This is a genomic window from Burkholderia sp. GbtcB21, from assembly GCF_019091065.1.
Lineage (GTDB): Bacteria > Pseudomonadota > Gammaproteobacteria > Burkholderiales > Burkholderiaceae > Burkholderia > Burkholderia pyrrocinia_C.
Window position 1 is genome coordinate 870,896 of record NZ_JAGXKA010000001.1, and the last position, 14,390, is coordinate 885,285.

General features: G+C 68.0%; 16 protein-coding genes. 7 read left to right on the plus strand and 9 right to left on the minus strand.

The genetic code is table 11. The annotated features are described in order from the left end of the window. Positions 1-93: 93 nt before the first annotated feature. From speD to KVT39_RS03915, 5 genes are read right to left on the minus strand one after another with little or no spacing between them, the layout of a single operon-like run. Positions 94-477 (minus strand): adenosylmethionine decarboxylase, encoded by a 384-nt coding sequence (gene speD / locus KVT39_RS03895; RefSeq protein WP_034180547.1) that lies wholly within the window; start codon positions 475-477, stop codon positions 94-96. Further along, a complete protein-coding gene (locus KVT39_RS03900) occupies positions 474-623 on the minus strand; it encodes a hypothetical protein (protein ID WP_153489189.1) in 150 nt (49 codons plus the stop codon). The genes speD and KVT39_RS03900 overlap by 4 nt, the downstream gene beginning before the upstream one ends. Continuing rightward, complete coding sequence (locus KVT39_RS03905) at positions 620-2,137, minus strand: DUF4178 domain-containing protein (RefSeq protein ID WP_217587868.1); 1,518 nt, start codon at positions 2,135-2,137, stop codon at positions 620-622. Before KVT39_RS03905 ends, KVT39_RS03900 begins: the two co-directional genes overlap by 4 nt. 9 nt (positions 2,138-2,146) lie before the next feature. Continuing rightward, a complete protein-coding gene (locus tag KVT39_RS03910) occupies positions 2,147-3,199 on the minus strand; it encodes an SPFH domain-containing protein (RefSeq protein ID WP_034180549.1) in 1,053 nt (350 codons plus the stop codon). A gap of 26 nt (positions 3,200-3,225) precedes the next feature. Beyond that, positions 3,226-3,612, minus strand: a complete 387-nt coding sequence (locus KVT39_RS03915; RefSeq protein WP_034180550.1) for a DUF350 domain-containing protein — start codon at positions 3,610-3,612, stop codon at positions 3,226-3,228. 121 nt (positions 3,613-3,733) lie between these two features. Between KVT39_RS03915 and KVT39_RS03920 the strand changes: the two genes are divergently transcribed. The 5 genes from KVT39_RS03920 (at position 3,734) to KVT39_RS03940 (ending at position 8,800) form a co-directional block, all read left to right on the plus strand. Then, a complete protein-coding gene (locus KVT39_RS03920; RefSeq protein ID WP_217587870.1) occupies positions 3,734-5,248 on the plus strand; it encodes a polyamine aminopropyltransferase in 1,515 nt (504 codons plus the stop codon). Then, positions 5,248-6,867, plus strand: coding sequence for an NAD(P)/FAD-dependent oxidoreductase (locus KVT39_RS03925; protein WP_217587872.1), 1,620 nt, complete (start codon positions 5,248-5,250; stop codon positions 6,865-6,867). Before KVT39_RS03920 ends, KVT39_RS03925 begins: the two co-directional genes overlap by 1 nt. Positions 6,868-6,991: 124 nt before the next feature. Further along, positions 6,992-7,747 (plus strand): N-acetylmuramoyl-L-alanine amidase, encoded by a 756-nt coding sequence (locus KVT39_RS03930; RefSeq protein ID WP_217587874.1) that lies wholly within the window; start codon positions 6,992-6,994, stop codon positions 7,745-7,747. A gap of 50 nt (positions 7,748-7,797) precedes the next feature. Then, the gene (locus KVT39_RS03935) at positions 7,798-8,187 is read left to right on the plus strand and encodes a lysozyme inhibitor LprI family protein (RefSeq protein ID WP_034180554.1); all 390 of its coding nucleotides are present in this window, start codon (positions 7,798-7,800) and stop codon (positions 8,185-8,187) included. Between the two features lie 85 nt (positions 8,188-8,272). After that, positions 8,273-8,800, plus strand: coding sequence for a GNAT family N-acetyltransferase (locus KVT39_RS03940; protein ID WP_217587876.1), 528 nt, complete (start codon positions 8,273-8,275; stop codon positions 8,798-8,800). A 25-nt stretch (positions 8,801-8,825) separates the two neighbouring features. On the opposite strand, the gene KVT39_RS03945 is transcribed toward KVT39_RS03940, so the two are convergent. From KVT39_RS03945 to KVT39_RS03960, 4 genes are all read right to left on the minus strand, one after another. Beyond that, the gene (locus tag KVT39_RS03945) at positions 8,826-10,172 is read right to left on the minus strand and encodes a glutamine synthetase family protein (RefSeq protein WP_217587878.1); all 1,347 of its coding nucleotides are present in this window, start codon (positions 10,170-10,172) and stop codon (positions 8,826-8,828) included. 151 nt (positions 10,173-10,323) lie between these two features. Continuing rightward, positions 10,324-10,881: a helix-turn-helix domain-containing protein gene (locus tag KVT39_RS03950; protein WP_034180557.1), complete on the minus strand. Its 558-nt coding sequence runs from the start codon at positions 10,879-10,881 to the stop codon at positions 10,324-10,326. 17 nt (positions 10,882-10,898) lie between these two features. Then, the gene (locus KVT39_RS03955; RefSeq protein WP_217587881.1) at positions 10,899-12,188 is read right to left on the minus strand and encodes an FAD-binding oxidoreductase; all 1,290 of its coding nucleotides are present in this window, start codon (positions 12,186-12,188) and stop codon (positions 10,899-10,901) included. Between the two features lie 56 nt (positions 12,189-12,244). Further along, complete coding sequence (locus tag KVT39_RS03960) at positions 12,245-12,505, minus strand: hypothetical protein (RefSeq protein WP_034180559.1); 261 nt, start codon at positions 12,503-12,505, stop codon at positions 12,245-12,247. A gap of 284 nt (positions 12,506-12,789) precedes the next feature. Between KVT39_RS03960 and KVT39_RS03965 the strand changes: the two genes are divergently transcribed. Further along, on the plus strand, positions 12,790-13,938 hold the full coding sequence (locus KVT39_RS03965; protein WP_217587883.1) for an acyl-CoA dehydrogenase family protein: 1,149 nt from the start codon (positions 12,790-12,792) through the stop codon (positions 13,936-13,938). Positions 13,939-13,974: 36 nt separating this feature from the next. Further along, positions 13,975-14,379 (plus strand): thioesterase family protein, encoded by a 405-nt coding sequence (locus KVT39_RS03970; protein ID WP_034180561.1) that lies wholly within the window; start codon positions 13,975-13,977, stop codon positions 14,377-14,379. The last annotated feature ends 11 nt before the right edge of the window (positions 14,380-14,390 follow it).

Sequence of the window (14,390 nt, forward strand, 5' to 3'; positions counted from 1 at the left end):
AGCTTCCCGAACCGCGCGCCGCGGCATTACGTGACGGCTGCGTAGCAGCCACTGCTCCAACCCGATGAGGACACGTCCTCGTTAAATGCCCGCTCAGGTCGATGCAGCGCCGCGCGCCACCTGCTGCCGGGCCTGCGCCTGGGCGCCGAGCGCGGCGGCGATCGCATCGACCGCATCGGCCGCACGCGCCGCGCCGCACATGAACGCATCGACGGCCGCGAAGCGATGCTCGGGCCACGTATGGATCGTGATGTGCGATTCGGCGAGCAGCACGACGCCCGTCACGCCATGCTCGCCGCCGAAATGATGGAAGTGCGCGCCGATCACGCGCGCGCCTGCCTGTTGCGCCGCTTCGGTGAGGATCGCTTCGAGCCGTGCGGCGTCGCGCAGCAGCGCCGCATCGATACCGGCCAGGTCGGCCAGCACATGCGAGCCGAGCGTCGCGCTCGGCGGTGCAATCCCGTCGCGTGCGGTCATTTGTGCGACCCGTACGACGAGTAGCCGCTGCGCGCCGACGAACTGCCCCAGCCGCCACCGCCCGAACCGCTGCCGCCGATCGACGCGCAACTGAACAGCGTGACGACGATCAGGCCGTAGACGCCGTAGAGGATGTACCGGATCACGAGTTGCCCCCGTCCGATGCAAAGCCCTTCCACAGCCATTCAGGCACCCACAGCACCATCAGGCCGACCAGCACGTAGACGGAGCGGCTGCTGAACGAGAACAGCGAGCCCATGTTGAAGATCACGAGCAGCGCGCTGAACACCCACGGCAGCGGCGCAAAACTGTGCGGGCCTTTGCCGCCGAACAGGCCCGTCGACGCGGCGGCGCCCGTTGCGGCCGCAGCCGCGGCCGTCGCGAGCGCCGGCGTGCCGAAGCGCTCGGCGAGCGCGCTGCCCGACAGCGGCCGCGCACGCGACCACACGATCTCCGCAGCGCTGCGCTCGCGCGTCAGCTTGTCCTTCTGCCAGCCGTAGTCGATGATCGACGTGCGATCGCCCACCTGCACGCGCCAGTTGAACGCACCGACCACGTAGACGACCTCCGATTCATATTCCTCGCGCAGGCGGTAGGTCTTGCCGCCGTCGGCCACGTCGGACTCGCTGCCGATCGTCGGCCAATGATCGAGCACCTGCACGCGCTCCCAGCGCCCTTCGCTCTGCACGAGCCACAGGAAACCGCGCTTCGGGTTCAGCAGCAGGTATTCGTCCCACGTCTCGTCGTCGCCCGGCACGCGGCAGCGCATCATGCCGATCACCGTGTACTTCACGCCGTCGAACGTGCCGATCGCGCCGAGCTCCAGTGCGCCCTTCACCGCTTCGAGCTTGCGCTGCGCCGCGAACACGGTCTGCTGCTCGGCCGTGCACTGCACGCCCGCGTGACAACTGCCGCACACCACGTAATCGGCCACGTTCGGCGCATACGACAGCGGTGCGCCGCAGCTCGGGCACGCGAACGGCACCATCTCCGCGCCGCGCTTCTCGCGCGTATCGGCTTCCGTATCGCGCAGCCCCGTGAACGCGAGCGCATCGAATTCCAGCGCCTCGCCCGAATAGACGGCCGGGCTCCCGCCGTTCGAATCGGCATCCGAATAATCGTAGGTCGCGAACGCGTTGCCGGTCCGCAGATCGACGACGCGCGCCTCCCAGCCGGCATCGACGCGGAACGGCAGCTCGCCGTCGCCGCCCGTGCAGCGCGCGGTGCGCACGTCGGACACGAGATACGCGCGGCCGCCGTGGTCGATCCGCATGCCCGGTTCGAGCGTGCCGAATGCGGGCCACGCGCCGCCGGACGCATCGTCGGGCTCGCGCACCGTGACCGCGTACTGGCCCGACGCATCCGACAGCCAGCCGAATGCGCCGTCGTCGAACACGACATACCATTCGCTCCACGCACCGGCGTCGTAGGTCATCTGGATGCGCCCGAGCACCGTGAACATGCGCTTGCCGTAGCGGCCGGCCGTGCCGATCTGGATCGGCGACGCATCGTCGAGCACCGTGGCAAGCTCGCCGATGCGCTCGACGTCGGTGCCGCGCTTGAGCAGCGTGCTGCGGCAGAACGCGCAGACGGCCATCACCGCCGCCGCCGAGCGAAACTCGACCGGCGCGCCGCACTGGGGGCACGAAGTACTGAACATGCGCGACGCTTACCGCGTGAGCTTCGCGAGGATCTCGGCCTTCGCGCGCGAATATTCGTCTTCGGTCACGAGGCCCTTGTCGAACAGCGCCTTCAACTGTTCGAGCCGCTGCACGTAATCGGTGCCGTCGGCCGGCGCGGCCGGCTGAGCGGCAGCCACCGGCGCTGCGACGGGAGCAGGCGGTGCAGCCGGCGCCGGTTGCGCGGCGCCCGCGATCTGGCCGGCCATCGCCTGCCCGATCGCCGCGCCCGCGGCGAGCCCCGCGCCGATACCGGCGATGCCGCCCGGATTCTGCGCGGCCAGCGGAATCGCCTGCGCGGTCTGGTATTGCGTGGCGCGCGCGAGATCGCCGGCCATCCCCGCGCCGATCCGCAGGTCGAGCGCCTTCTGCAGCTCGGCCGGCAGCGACACGCTCTCGACCGCGAACGCATCGAGCGCCAGGCCGTAGCGCGTGAACACCGGCACCAGCGCGTCGGCGATGCGCTGCGACAGCAGCGACTGGTTCGCGGCCATGTCGACGAACGGCACGTCGGCCGAGCCGAACGTCGTGCTCATCGCGGTCACGACCAGGTTGCGCAATTGCTGCTCGAGATCGTCGACCGTGTACTGCGCGCGCGTGCCGCTGACCTCGCGGTGGAACGCGGCCGCGTCGACGATCCGGTACGAGTAGATGCCGAACGCGCGCACCTGCACGAAGCCGAATTCGCGGTCGCGGATCGTCACCGGCTGCGCGGTGCCCCAGCGCCGGCCGAGCTGCAGCCGCGTGCTGAAGAAATAGACGTCCGACTTGAAAGGCGACTGAAAGAATTTGTCCCAGTTCTTCAGGTACGTGAGCACCGGCAGCGTGTTCGTTTCCAGCGTGTACAGCCCCGGCTGGAACACGTCGGCGATCTTGCCTTCGTTCACGAAGATCGCGACCTGCGTTTCGCGCACGGTCAGCTTGCCGCCGTACTGGATTTCCTGGTCTTCCATCGGATAGCGCCATGCCAGCACGCCGTCGGTGTCTTCCGTCCATTGCAGGACGTCGATGAACTGCTTGCGGATGAATGAACCCAGACTCATGTCGGTCTCCTCGGACGCGTGGCGCGTCAGGTCAGGCAGGCGGCATTGATGATGCCGACGACGAGCGACGCGGTGCCCATCAGGCCGCCCATCGCGACGTTGCGATCCTCGATCGCATGATTCATGCCGGGTATCAGGCGCGTCAGCGCCGCATAGGTGATCAGTTGCACGATCATCGCGCCGACGGCCCAGATCACGACTGCGCCGAGCGTCGAGTTGTGCGCGATGCTGGACGCGAGCGTCAGGCAGAAACCGATCAGCGCGCCGCCGAACGACAGCGTCGCGGCGGCGTTGCCGTCGCGGATCAGCGCCAGTTCGTCGAACGGGGTGACCTTCAGGTACACTGCCGCGAACACGAGAAGCAGCACGAACGCCGACAGTAAATGAACCGCATAAAGATAGGCACTATTCATTCTTTCCCTCGGATTTTGTGCTCGGTTCGCCGCCCCGTCGCCGGCCGGCCCGTCAATGGCCGACCCACGAAAATCCGCGCCAGTATATCCACATTGCCGACCGCTGCACAACGGACGCACCATGCTGCATAAGCGTGCGCTCGTCCTGTCGATCCTGGTGCTCGCGTCGTGCGGGCTCGGCTACGAACTGATCAGCAGCGCGCTGTCGAGCTACCTGCTCGGCGATTCGATCCTGCAGTTCTCGTCGGTGATCGGCTGCTACCTGTTCGCGATGGGGATCGGCTCGTGGCTCGCGAAGTTCGTCGAGGACGACGACGTGCTCGACCGCTTCGTCGACATCGAACTGCTCGTCGGCCTGCTCGGCGGCGTGTCGGCCGCGCTGCTGTTCGCGGTGTTCGCGTGGCTCGCCGCGCCGTTCCGCGCGGCGCTCTATGCGCTGGTGCTCGCGCTCGGCCTGCTGATCGGGATGGAGATCCCGCTCGTGATGCGCGCATTCCAGCAGCGGCGCCAGGCGTTCCGCCATACCGTCAGCGAAGTGCTGACCTTCGACTATCTCGGCTCGCTCGCCGTGTCGCTGATCTTCCCGCTCGTGCTCGCGCCGCGTCTCGGCCTGCTGCGCACGAGCTTCCTGTTCGGGATCCTGAACGCATTCGTCGCACTGTGGACGACGCACCTGTTCCGCGACGAGATCCGCAACGTGCGCGGCAAGCTGATGCGCGCGGCGCTCGTGATCGGGCTGCTCGTCGCCGGCTTCGCGCTGTCGGACCGCATCACGCACTGGGCCGAACACGGCGTGTACGGCGACGAGACGATCTATTCGGAAACGACGCCCTACCAGCGCATCGTGCTCACGCAGTGGCACGACGACATGCGGCTGTACCTGAACGGCAACCTGCAGTTCTCGTCGCGCGACGAGCACCGTTATCACGAGGCGCTGATCCATCCGACGATCGACGCGCTGCCGTGGGCGAAGCGCGTGCTCGTGCTCGGCGGCGGCGACGGCCTCGCGGTGCGCGAACTGCTCAAGCACCGCAACCTCGAACGAATCACGCTCGTCGATCTCGATCCCGCGATGACGAAGCTGTTCTCGACGTCCGCGCCGCTCGTCAAGCTGAACCAGGGCGCGCTGAAGGATCCGCGCGTGCAGGTGATCAACGACGACGCAGTGCGCTGGCTCGAATCGAACACCGACGTGTACGACGCGATCGTCGTCGACTTTCCCGATCCGACCAACTTCGGGCTCGGCCGCCTGTATTCGGTGCCGGTGTTCCGGCTGCTCGCGCGCCACCTGTCGGAGAACGGCTACGCGGTGATCCAGTCGACGTCGCCGTATTTCGCGCCGCACGCGTACTGGACCATCATCGCGACGCTGCACGAAGCCGGGCTCAACACGTGGCCGTACCACTGCTACGTGCCGTCGTTCGGCGACTGGGGTTTCGTGATCGCCGGCAAGCGCCGCGATTTCACGGTGCCGACGCACTACTCGGTGCCGACGCGCTGGCTCGACGCGCAGACGGCCGCCGAGATGTTCCACTTCCCGGCCGACATGCCGGCGCTGCCGATGTCGCCGAACGAACTCAACGACCAGCCGCTCGTGCGCCGCTTCGACGACGACTGGAAGCACGTGCTGCGCTGATGGACCGCCGCACGTTCCTGGTCGCGTCGGCGGCCGCGTCGCTCGCCGCATGCGGCCGCACCGGCTGGATCGAGACGACGCCGCGCGTCGGCTATCCCGGCATGCGCGAAGGCCATGCGCTGCGCGACCATGCCGCGCTGCCGCCGCCGTCCGGCACGATCGAAACCGACGTCGCGATCCTCGGCGCCGGCGCGGCCGGGCTGTCGTGCGCATGGCAGCTCGCACGCGCGGGCCACAAGCGCTTCGCGGTGCTCGCGGGCCCCGAATTCGGCGGCAATGCGGCCGGCGGCCGCTTCGGCGATCTCGGTTATCCGAAAGGCGCGCACTACCTGCCGCTGCCGTCGCTCGAATCCTCGCATCTGCGCGACATGCTCGCCGATCTCGGCGTGATCGAATCCGCACCGCTGTCCGCGCGCCCCATGTATGACGAGCGTGCGCTCGTGCACGCGCCCGACGAACGGCTTTTCATCGCCGGGCAGTGGCAGGACGGCATCGTGCCGGCGGCCGGCCTCGGCGCCGACGAACTCGCGCAGCAGGCGCGCTTCTTCGCGTACACGGACGGGCTGCGCAGTGCGCGCGGTGCCGACGGCCGCAAGGTGTTCTGCATCCCGATCGCGGAATCGTCGCGCGACCCGCGCTGGCGCGCGCTCGATCGGCGCTCGTTCCGCCAATGGCTGCTCGACGAGGGCTACACCGCGAAGGCGCTGCACTGGTACCTGAACTACTGCTGCCGCGACGACTACGGTGCAGGATACGAGGCCGTGTCCGCATGGGCGGGGCTGCACTATTTCTCGTCGCGCGGCGGCCACGCAGGCGACGCGAGCGACGGCGCGGTGCTGACCTGGCCCGACGGGCTGCACACGATGGTGACGAAGCTGGCCGATTCGATCACCGCACGCACCGGCTCGAATGCGTGGTCGCGGGACGGCTTCGCGGTGCGCGCGGCCGAACGCGCGGGCGGCGTCGACGTGCTGTGCGCGCGCATCGGCGACGACGGCGCGCTGTCGACGTTCACGCTGAAGGCGCGTCGCGTCGTGTGCGCGATGCCGCTGTTCGTCGCCGCGCGCGTGTTTCCGCAGCTTTCCGCGTACGGCTTCGAACCCGCGCGCGACCTGCCGCCGCGCGCGCCGTGGCTGGTGTCCAACTTCCTGCTCGACGGCATGCCGGCCGAAGAAGCGGGCGTGCCGCTCGCGTGGGACAACGTCGTCTACGACGGCACGGGGCTCGGTTATGTCGTGTCGACGCACCAGTTGATCCGGATGTCGCCGCCGACGCGCTCGGTGTTCTCCGCATATCAGGCGTTGAGCACGCAAGCGCCGGACGATACGCGCCGCTGGCTCGCGCAGGCGAAGCCCGACGCGTTGCGCGAACAGGCGGCGATCGACCTGCAGGCTGTCTACGGGCGCGAGCTGTGGAAACACGCGACGGCGCTCGAGATCACCGTGCGCGGCCATGCGATGGCGACACCCGACGTCGGCTTCCTGAGCCGGCCGGGGCTGCTCGCGCTGCGCGACGCCGACGGCCCCGTCGTGTTCGCGCACGCTGACCTGTCCGGGCTATCGCTGTTCGAGGAAGCGTCGTACTGGGGCGTGCTCGCGGCCCGGCGCGTGCTTGCCTGACGGTCGCCATTCGTCATTGCGGCGCCGCCATCACCCGCTATAATCGCGCGACATTCCGACTGCATTGAGCAGGCCGACGGTGCCGCGCCGTGCGACGCGCCGCATGCCCTCCTCGACAACAACAATGACGAACCGAACCATTCGACGCCTTCGCCCGTTCGTGCGTGCCGCCGCGCGCGTACTCGCGTGCACCCCGCTGCTCGGCGCGCCGCCGGCGCTGCATGCGGCCGACACCGCAGGCACCGAGCCCGCATCCTCGCGCTACATCGTCGTCGACACCGGCCATACGCCGGCTCACCCGGGTTCCACCGGCGCGAGCGGCCGAGTCGAATACCTGTACAACCTCGATCTGTCCGCCGCAGTTGCGGAAAAGCTCGCCGCGCACGGCGACCGCGTGCGGCGCACGTCGGCCGACGGCCGCGAGATCGCGCTCGACCAGCGTTCGACGCAGGCGCCCGACGCGAACCTGTTCGTGTCGATCCATCACGACTCGATGCAGCAGCAATTCATCGACGCCGGCCGGCAGCGCGAATTCCGCGGCTTCTCGGTGTTCGTGTCGGAGCGCAATCCGCACTACGCGGAAAGCCTGCGCTGCGCCAAAGCGATCGGCGAACGACTGGTCGCGGCAGGCGAACGGCCGTCGCTGTATCACGCTCAGCCGATCCGCGGCGAGAATCGCCCGCTGATCGACCCGCAACTCGGCATCCACCGCTTCGACGATCTCGTCGTGCTGCGCACCGCGCCGATTCCGGCCGTGCTCGTCGAGGCCGGCGTGATTGTCAATCCCGACGAGGAAGCACGGCTCGCGCAACGCGGGACGATCCAGCGCCTGTCCGCCGCGATCGCGGGCGGGATCGACGCATGCACGGCGCCGAAGTGACGATATCGCCCATCGGGCTCAACGGTTTTCACCCAGTCAGGAGCATCACAATGAAAAAGAAGAATCTGTTCGCATCCTGCGCGCTGCTCGCGCTCGCCGTTCCGTTCGCCGCACACGCGGCCGGCTGCGGGAAGCCGCGCAGCGCGTTCGACCAGGTGTACTGCACCAGCACGCAGTTCTCGCAGTCCGATCGCGATCTGAATGACGAGTACGGCCGTCTGCGCAAGCAACTGAGCGGCGACCAGCAGGCCACGCTGAAGGCCGGCCAGCTCGCGTGGCTCAAGCAACGCGATGCCCAGTGCAGCGAGACGCGCAACAACAGCTACCTCGTGGATATCCAGTGCGCGAACGACATGACGCAGTCGCGACTGTCGTTCCTGCGCGAGCGCGAGCGTGAATGCACGAGCACGGGGTGCGTGGCGTCGAAGCTCGGCGAGTAAGCGCTTCGCAAGTGCCGTGTCGCGAAGCGGTTCGCGGCACGGCATGCGCTGCGCATCGAGAATCGTTCGATCAGGCGGAACACGCATGACACCGAATACGACAACGATCGACATCCGCGCTGCCACGTCCGCCGATGCCGCAACCATTGCCGACATCCACGTCGCGTCTTGGCAGGCGACCTACACGGACATCATGCCGGCCCCGTTCCTCGCCGGCCTCTCGGTCGAAAAACGCACGACCTTCTGGCGCTGTGCGCTCGACGCCGGCCGCCCACGCGTCGCGCTCGCATTCACGGGCAATGACGCGGCAGGCTGGATCGCCTATGGTCCGACGCGCGACACCGACAAGGATCGCGCGTGGGGAGAAATCGAAGCGATCTATCTGCACCCGTCGCATTGCGGGCAAGGCATCGGCGCGGCGCTGGTCGAGCATGCATGCCGATCGCTGCATGACGCGGGCCATGCATGGGTGTCGCTCTGGGTACTCGTCGAAAACCGTCGTGCAAGAGCATTCTATGAACGCGAGGGCTTTGTCGCCGAATACGACATCAACACGTTCGAGATCGACGGTACACCGATCGAGGAAGTGCGCTATTGGCGCGCACTTCCCTAGTTTGCTTCGTCGACGCGCACGGCAATCACAAAAACCACCGATACTCCCGCGCGCCGATTTCATTACGAAAATCCAGCTCCTCCTGCCGCTTGTTCTCGCAATACACCATCACGAACTCGCTGCCGAGCCCTTCGCGCACGGCCGGATAATCCTGCATCGCCGCGACAGCCGACAGCATCTCCTTCGGAAAATCGATCCCGCTGCCGCGATCCTCGTTGAGCGGCCTGATCGGTTCGATCCGTGCATCGAGCCCGTGCTCCATCCCGGCGAGGATCGCCGCGAGCACCAGATACGGATTCGCGTCCGCGCTCGCGAGCCGGTGTTCGATCCGCAGGTTGCGCGCATCCGACTCGGGAATCCGGATGCACGCATCGCGATCCTCGAAACCCCAGCTTGCGCGGCTCGCCGCGTTCACCATCGATCCGTAGCGCCGGAACGCGTTGTGATTCGGCGCGAACACGGGCATGCAATGCGGCAACAGCGCGAGGCATCCGGCCACCGCATGCCGCAGCGGCCGCTCCCCGTCCGCCGCGAGCAGGTTGCGCCCCGCGTCGTCGTACAGGCTCACGTGAACGTGCATCCCGCTGCCCGGCGCATGCAGGTAGGGCTTGCCCATGAAGCTCGCGCGATAGCCGTGCTGCAACGCGACGCCGCGCGTGCTGCGGCAGAACAGCGCCGACCAGTCGGCCGCGCGCAGCCCGTCGTCGGTATGACCGAAATTGATCTCGAACTGGCCCGGCCCGAGCTCGGCGGTGATCACCGTCGCATCGACGCCCTGTTCGCACGCGGCCTCGACCATCTCGTGCAGCACGTCGGAGAAGCGCGACAGGCGCTCGATATGCATGTTCGGCTGATCGTCGCGGTCGTCGCTCAGGCGATCGCGCGGGTACTGCGGCATCCCTTCCGCGAGCTGCGCGGCGAACAGGTAGAACTCGAGCTCGAACGCGACGACCGGCCGGATGCCGCGCGCCGCGAAGCGCCGCAGCACGCGCGCGAGCACCTCGCGCGGCTCGAACTCGATCGGCGCATCGGTGCCGTCGGAGCTGATCAGCATCTGCGCGAGCGGCTGCCGCTCCCAGCGCACGGGCTTCAGCGTGCCGGGGATCAGGCGGCGCGGCGCGTCGGGGTCGCCGTCGTTGAAGCAGTAGTCGCCGATCTTGTAGAGGCCGCCTTGCGTGCCGAGCAGCACGCAGTTCTGCGGCAGCTTCAGCAGCGAGCCCGACGCGACCTTCTCGAGCGCATCGATCGGGTAGCGCTTGCCATAGAAGTGCCCGGGCAGGTCGAGGCAGATCAGGTCGACATAACGAATCTCGGGGTGCGCCTGCCGGAATGCGCGGACTTCACCGACCAGCGCGGGAACGACGTCATCCATGTCTCATCCTTTCCATGTCTTGTATGGCGGTGCCGCGGCGCGGCGAACCGGATTCATGCGACACACGGGACAACGCATGCCGCTTTAAATCAGTACTGCAAACATGCTGCGAGGCGCGGCGGCCTGCGACACCGCCCGCCCCGCCGACGACTCAGGTGAACACCCAGATCACGCGCGTCGGCGCGTCGGTCAGGTTGGCATAACGGAACCGCTTGTGCGCGGGCAGCTGGAACGCATCGTTCGGGCCGAGCGTGACGGGCGTGTCGTCGCCGTCGATCCAGATCGTCAGTTCTCCTTCGAGCACGAAGCCACCCTGCTCGTCACTGTCGTCGACGGGCCGCTCGCCGCTGCTCGCGCCCGGCGCGAGATGGCTTTCGAGAACCGAAAAGCGCGAGCGCATGTTCGGCGACACCAGGATGTCGGTAATGCCGGCCGCGTAATACACGGTACGCCGCTCGTCGGGCCGCGTGACCCACGGCACGCTGCGCGGCTTGCTCAGGCTGTAGAAATACGTGGTCGGCACGCCGAGCGCCTCGCCGATCGCGGTCAGATCCGCGACCGTCGGACGCGACAGCCCGCGCTCGACCTGCGACAGAAAGCCGACCGAGCGGCCGATCCGCTCGGCGAGGTCGTTCAGCGTGACCTTGCGATGCTTGCGCAGGTCGCGGATCAGGATCGCCAGACTTTCTATCTCTTCCTGTTCGTTCATGATGAGTTCCGAAACGGTCAGACGGTGTCGCGCAAACGGTACCAGGCCTTGCAGAGCGCCTCCAGCGGCGCGGCGAGCCGGTCGCCGCCGGGGAAGCGCGGGTTGCGAATGCGCTGGTATTGCGCGAGCAGGCGCTCGTCGCCGAGCACGGCGTCGGCGACCGCGCGCGCACCCGCGAGCGTCGGCAGCACGCCGTGCCCCGAGAAGCCCTGCAGCCAGAAACGCTGCCCGTCGCGGCCGATGTCCGGCGTGCGGCGCATGCTGATGTCGATGTGGCCGCCCCACGCGTAATCGAGCGGCACGCCGGCCAGTTGCGGAAACACGCGTTCGAGGTGCGGACGCGTCGCCGCAGCGATATCGGCCGGGATGCCGCCGAGATACGTGCAGCCGCCGCCGAACAGCAGCCGGTGGTCGGGGCTCAGCCGAAAGTAGTCGGGCACGAACTGGTTGTCGATCACGCAACTGTTCTGCGGCAGCAGCGAACGCGCGACGTCGGGCGCGAGCGGCGCGGTTGCGACCTGGTACGTGCCGACCGGCAGCAGCCGGCGCGCCAGATCGCGATCGAGCCGGTCGACGTATGCATTACAGGCAAGCACGAGCACGTCCGCGCGCACTGCGCCGCGCACCGTGCGGGCGATGTGGCCGCCGGCCGTCTCGCAGCAGTCGAGCACGCGGCTCTGCTCGAAGATGCGGCCGCCCGCGCGCTCGATCGTCTGCGCGAGGCCGAGCGCGAGTTTCAGCGGATTCAGGTGGCCGGCCTCCGGATCGTGGAGCGCGGCGAGATAACGCGTGCCGCCGATCCATTCGGGCATCTCGTCACGCCCGATCACGCGCAGCCGGTCGTAGCCCCAGCGCTCGGCCGCTTCGTCGCGGGCCTGCGCGAGCATCGCGACGCGACGCGGCCGCACCGCGGCCCACAGGCTGCCGGGCCGGTAATCGATGTCGAAACCGTGCCGCTCCGGCAGTTCGCGCACCTCGGCCGCCGCCCAGCGCATGCTGTCCCACAGCAGGCGCGCGCCGTCGCGGCCGAGCGAATCCTCGAGCGGCTGCATGTCGCACGACCAGCCGAGCAGCGCCTGCCCGCCGTTGCGGCCCGACGCGGCCCACGCGACACGGCTCGCTTCGAGCACGACGACGCGCTTGCCGGCGAGCGCAAGGCGCAACGCCGTATGCAGCCCGCTGAAGCCCGCGCCGACGACGAGCACGTCGGCGTCGATACGCTCGTCCAGTTCCGGACGACGCGGAATCGGCGCCGGGTAGGTGCCGGCGTAGTAGCTTGCGACGTGACGGTCGGACTGCACGAACATGCGGACTCCCGTGAAATTCACACCACGAAATTTCATGAAAAATTAGCACGACAATTTCACGAGAGCAAGGCGGAACATGATTTCGCCGATCGTCGGAGCGACGGGATCGGGCCTTCCGAATCGTATGACCAATCATTTGTCGCACGCTCCATCGACGAGCGCCGGGAATCCGACGCGAGCGCATCGCACGTCATCCAAATGATCTGCAATGCGAAATCAATCGACTCGACCTGAACGACGAAGCGTCGGCAACCCGACATCGTGTCGCCATCACGATCGACGCGCGGCAGATCTTTCACCGACCGGCGCGCGATCATCTCCCGTCATCGAAGCGCCATGACGCCACCGCCGACGGCACGGCGTGACCGCCATCGTCCGGTTGTCGTCCGGTTGTCGTCCGACAGCAATCGCTCGCGCCGCCGTGCGCGACGGGCGTCACGATCACGTTCGGCAATCGCGCCCCGCCGCCCGTCGCATCGCCGATTACGCTCGAATCATCCGCCGCTGCGCGCCGCCTCGAAGTGCAATAACTGACAGTTTCTCGTCCGGGGGCTTTTCATTAGATTGGCGACACGATCCATGCAAGGTCTCGCTCACCGACATGACTCTCACTGCCAGCGAAGCACAGCCCACGACGACCGCCACGTACCGGGACATCGCCGAACGCCATGCACGGTCCGCCCCTTCCGGTGCGTTCCATCGCGATGCATGGGATGCATTGTCCGACGCGGGACTGTGGCGCCTGCCCGTACCGCGCGAACTCGGCGGTTCGGGGCGCACGTGGCACGACTTCGTCGATGCATTCGAAGCAGTCGCCGCGGCGCAGCGCTCCGTCGGCTTCGCGATGGCGCTCGCCAATCAGGCGACGCTGATTCGCGCAATCGTCGCGTACGGTTCCGACGCGCAGCGCGCGCGGCATCTGCCGCCGCTGCTGTCCGGCGCGATCGGCGCCACGGCGATCTCGGAGAAAGGCACCGGCACCGAAGTGCGCGCGCTCGAAACCAGCCTCGTGCGCGACGGCGACCACTACCGGCTCGACGGCCACAAGTACAACATCAGCCACGCACCCGAAGCGCGCCTGATGATGATCGTCGCGACCCTGACCGGCGACGGCAAGCCGGCCACCGCGCTGGTGCTGATCGATCCCGAACGCGCGGGCGTGCGGCGCAGCGCCCCGCAGGCGACGCTCGGCGTCGCGGATCTTCCGATCGGCGATCTCGCGCTGTCCGGCGTGCACGTCGATGCCGACGAACTGCTCGGCGCGCCCGGCGATGGGCTGCTCCTGCTGATGGACATCGCATCGATGAATCGCGCGCTGTTCGGCCTGCTGTGCGCGAACGTCACCCAGCCGTTCCTCGCCGACGCGCTCGCGCGCGCCGGCGCCCGCAAGACGCTCGGTGTCGCGCTGGACACCCACCAGCACGTGCAGCGCCGGCTGGTCGACGTCCAGGTCGGCATCGAACGCACGCGCTGGACGGCGCGCGCAGCGCTCGATCAACTCGTCGGGCAACGTCCCGAGGCGCTCGCGAACTGCTCGATCGCGAAGCTCGCAGGCGCGCGCGATCTCGCGCAGGCCGCGCTGCACCTGCTTGCGATTCACGGCAGCGACGGCTACCGGCGCGGCCCGCTCGCCACCTTCGTCGCCGACGCGCTCGCGATGGGCTCGGCCGGCGGCACCGAGGAAATGCATTACCGGAACATCTTCAGCCAGATGCAACGACGCGCGGCCGCCACGGCGCGCACGGCGTAACCGCTCACCCCTCCATCACCCCTTCAGGAGCTGCCCTTGACTATCCAGACTGGCCTGCGTGCCCGCGCCACCCACCGCGTCGACACGATTTCGCTCGCCGATCAATGGGGAGGCGAAGCGCACGCGCTCGCGAGCCCGATCATGATCATCTTCATCGAACAGACCTGCATGCAGGCGACCGACCATCTGCTGCCGGCCGGGCAGATGACGGTGGGCTACAACTTCGAGATCAAGCATCTCGCGCCGACGCCGCCCGAATGGGACGTGACGATCGACGCCGAACTGATCGAGGTCGACGGCCGCATGATGACGTACCGGGTCGAGGTGCGCGACGCGGTGGGCGTCGTCGGCGAAGGCGTGCATACGCGCTGCGCCGTCAGCCGCGACGGCTTCCACCGCCGCCTCGACGAGCGGCGCGACAGCGCGGCGCTCGCGCGCTGACGAGCCGGAGC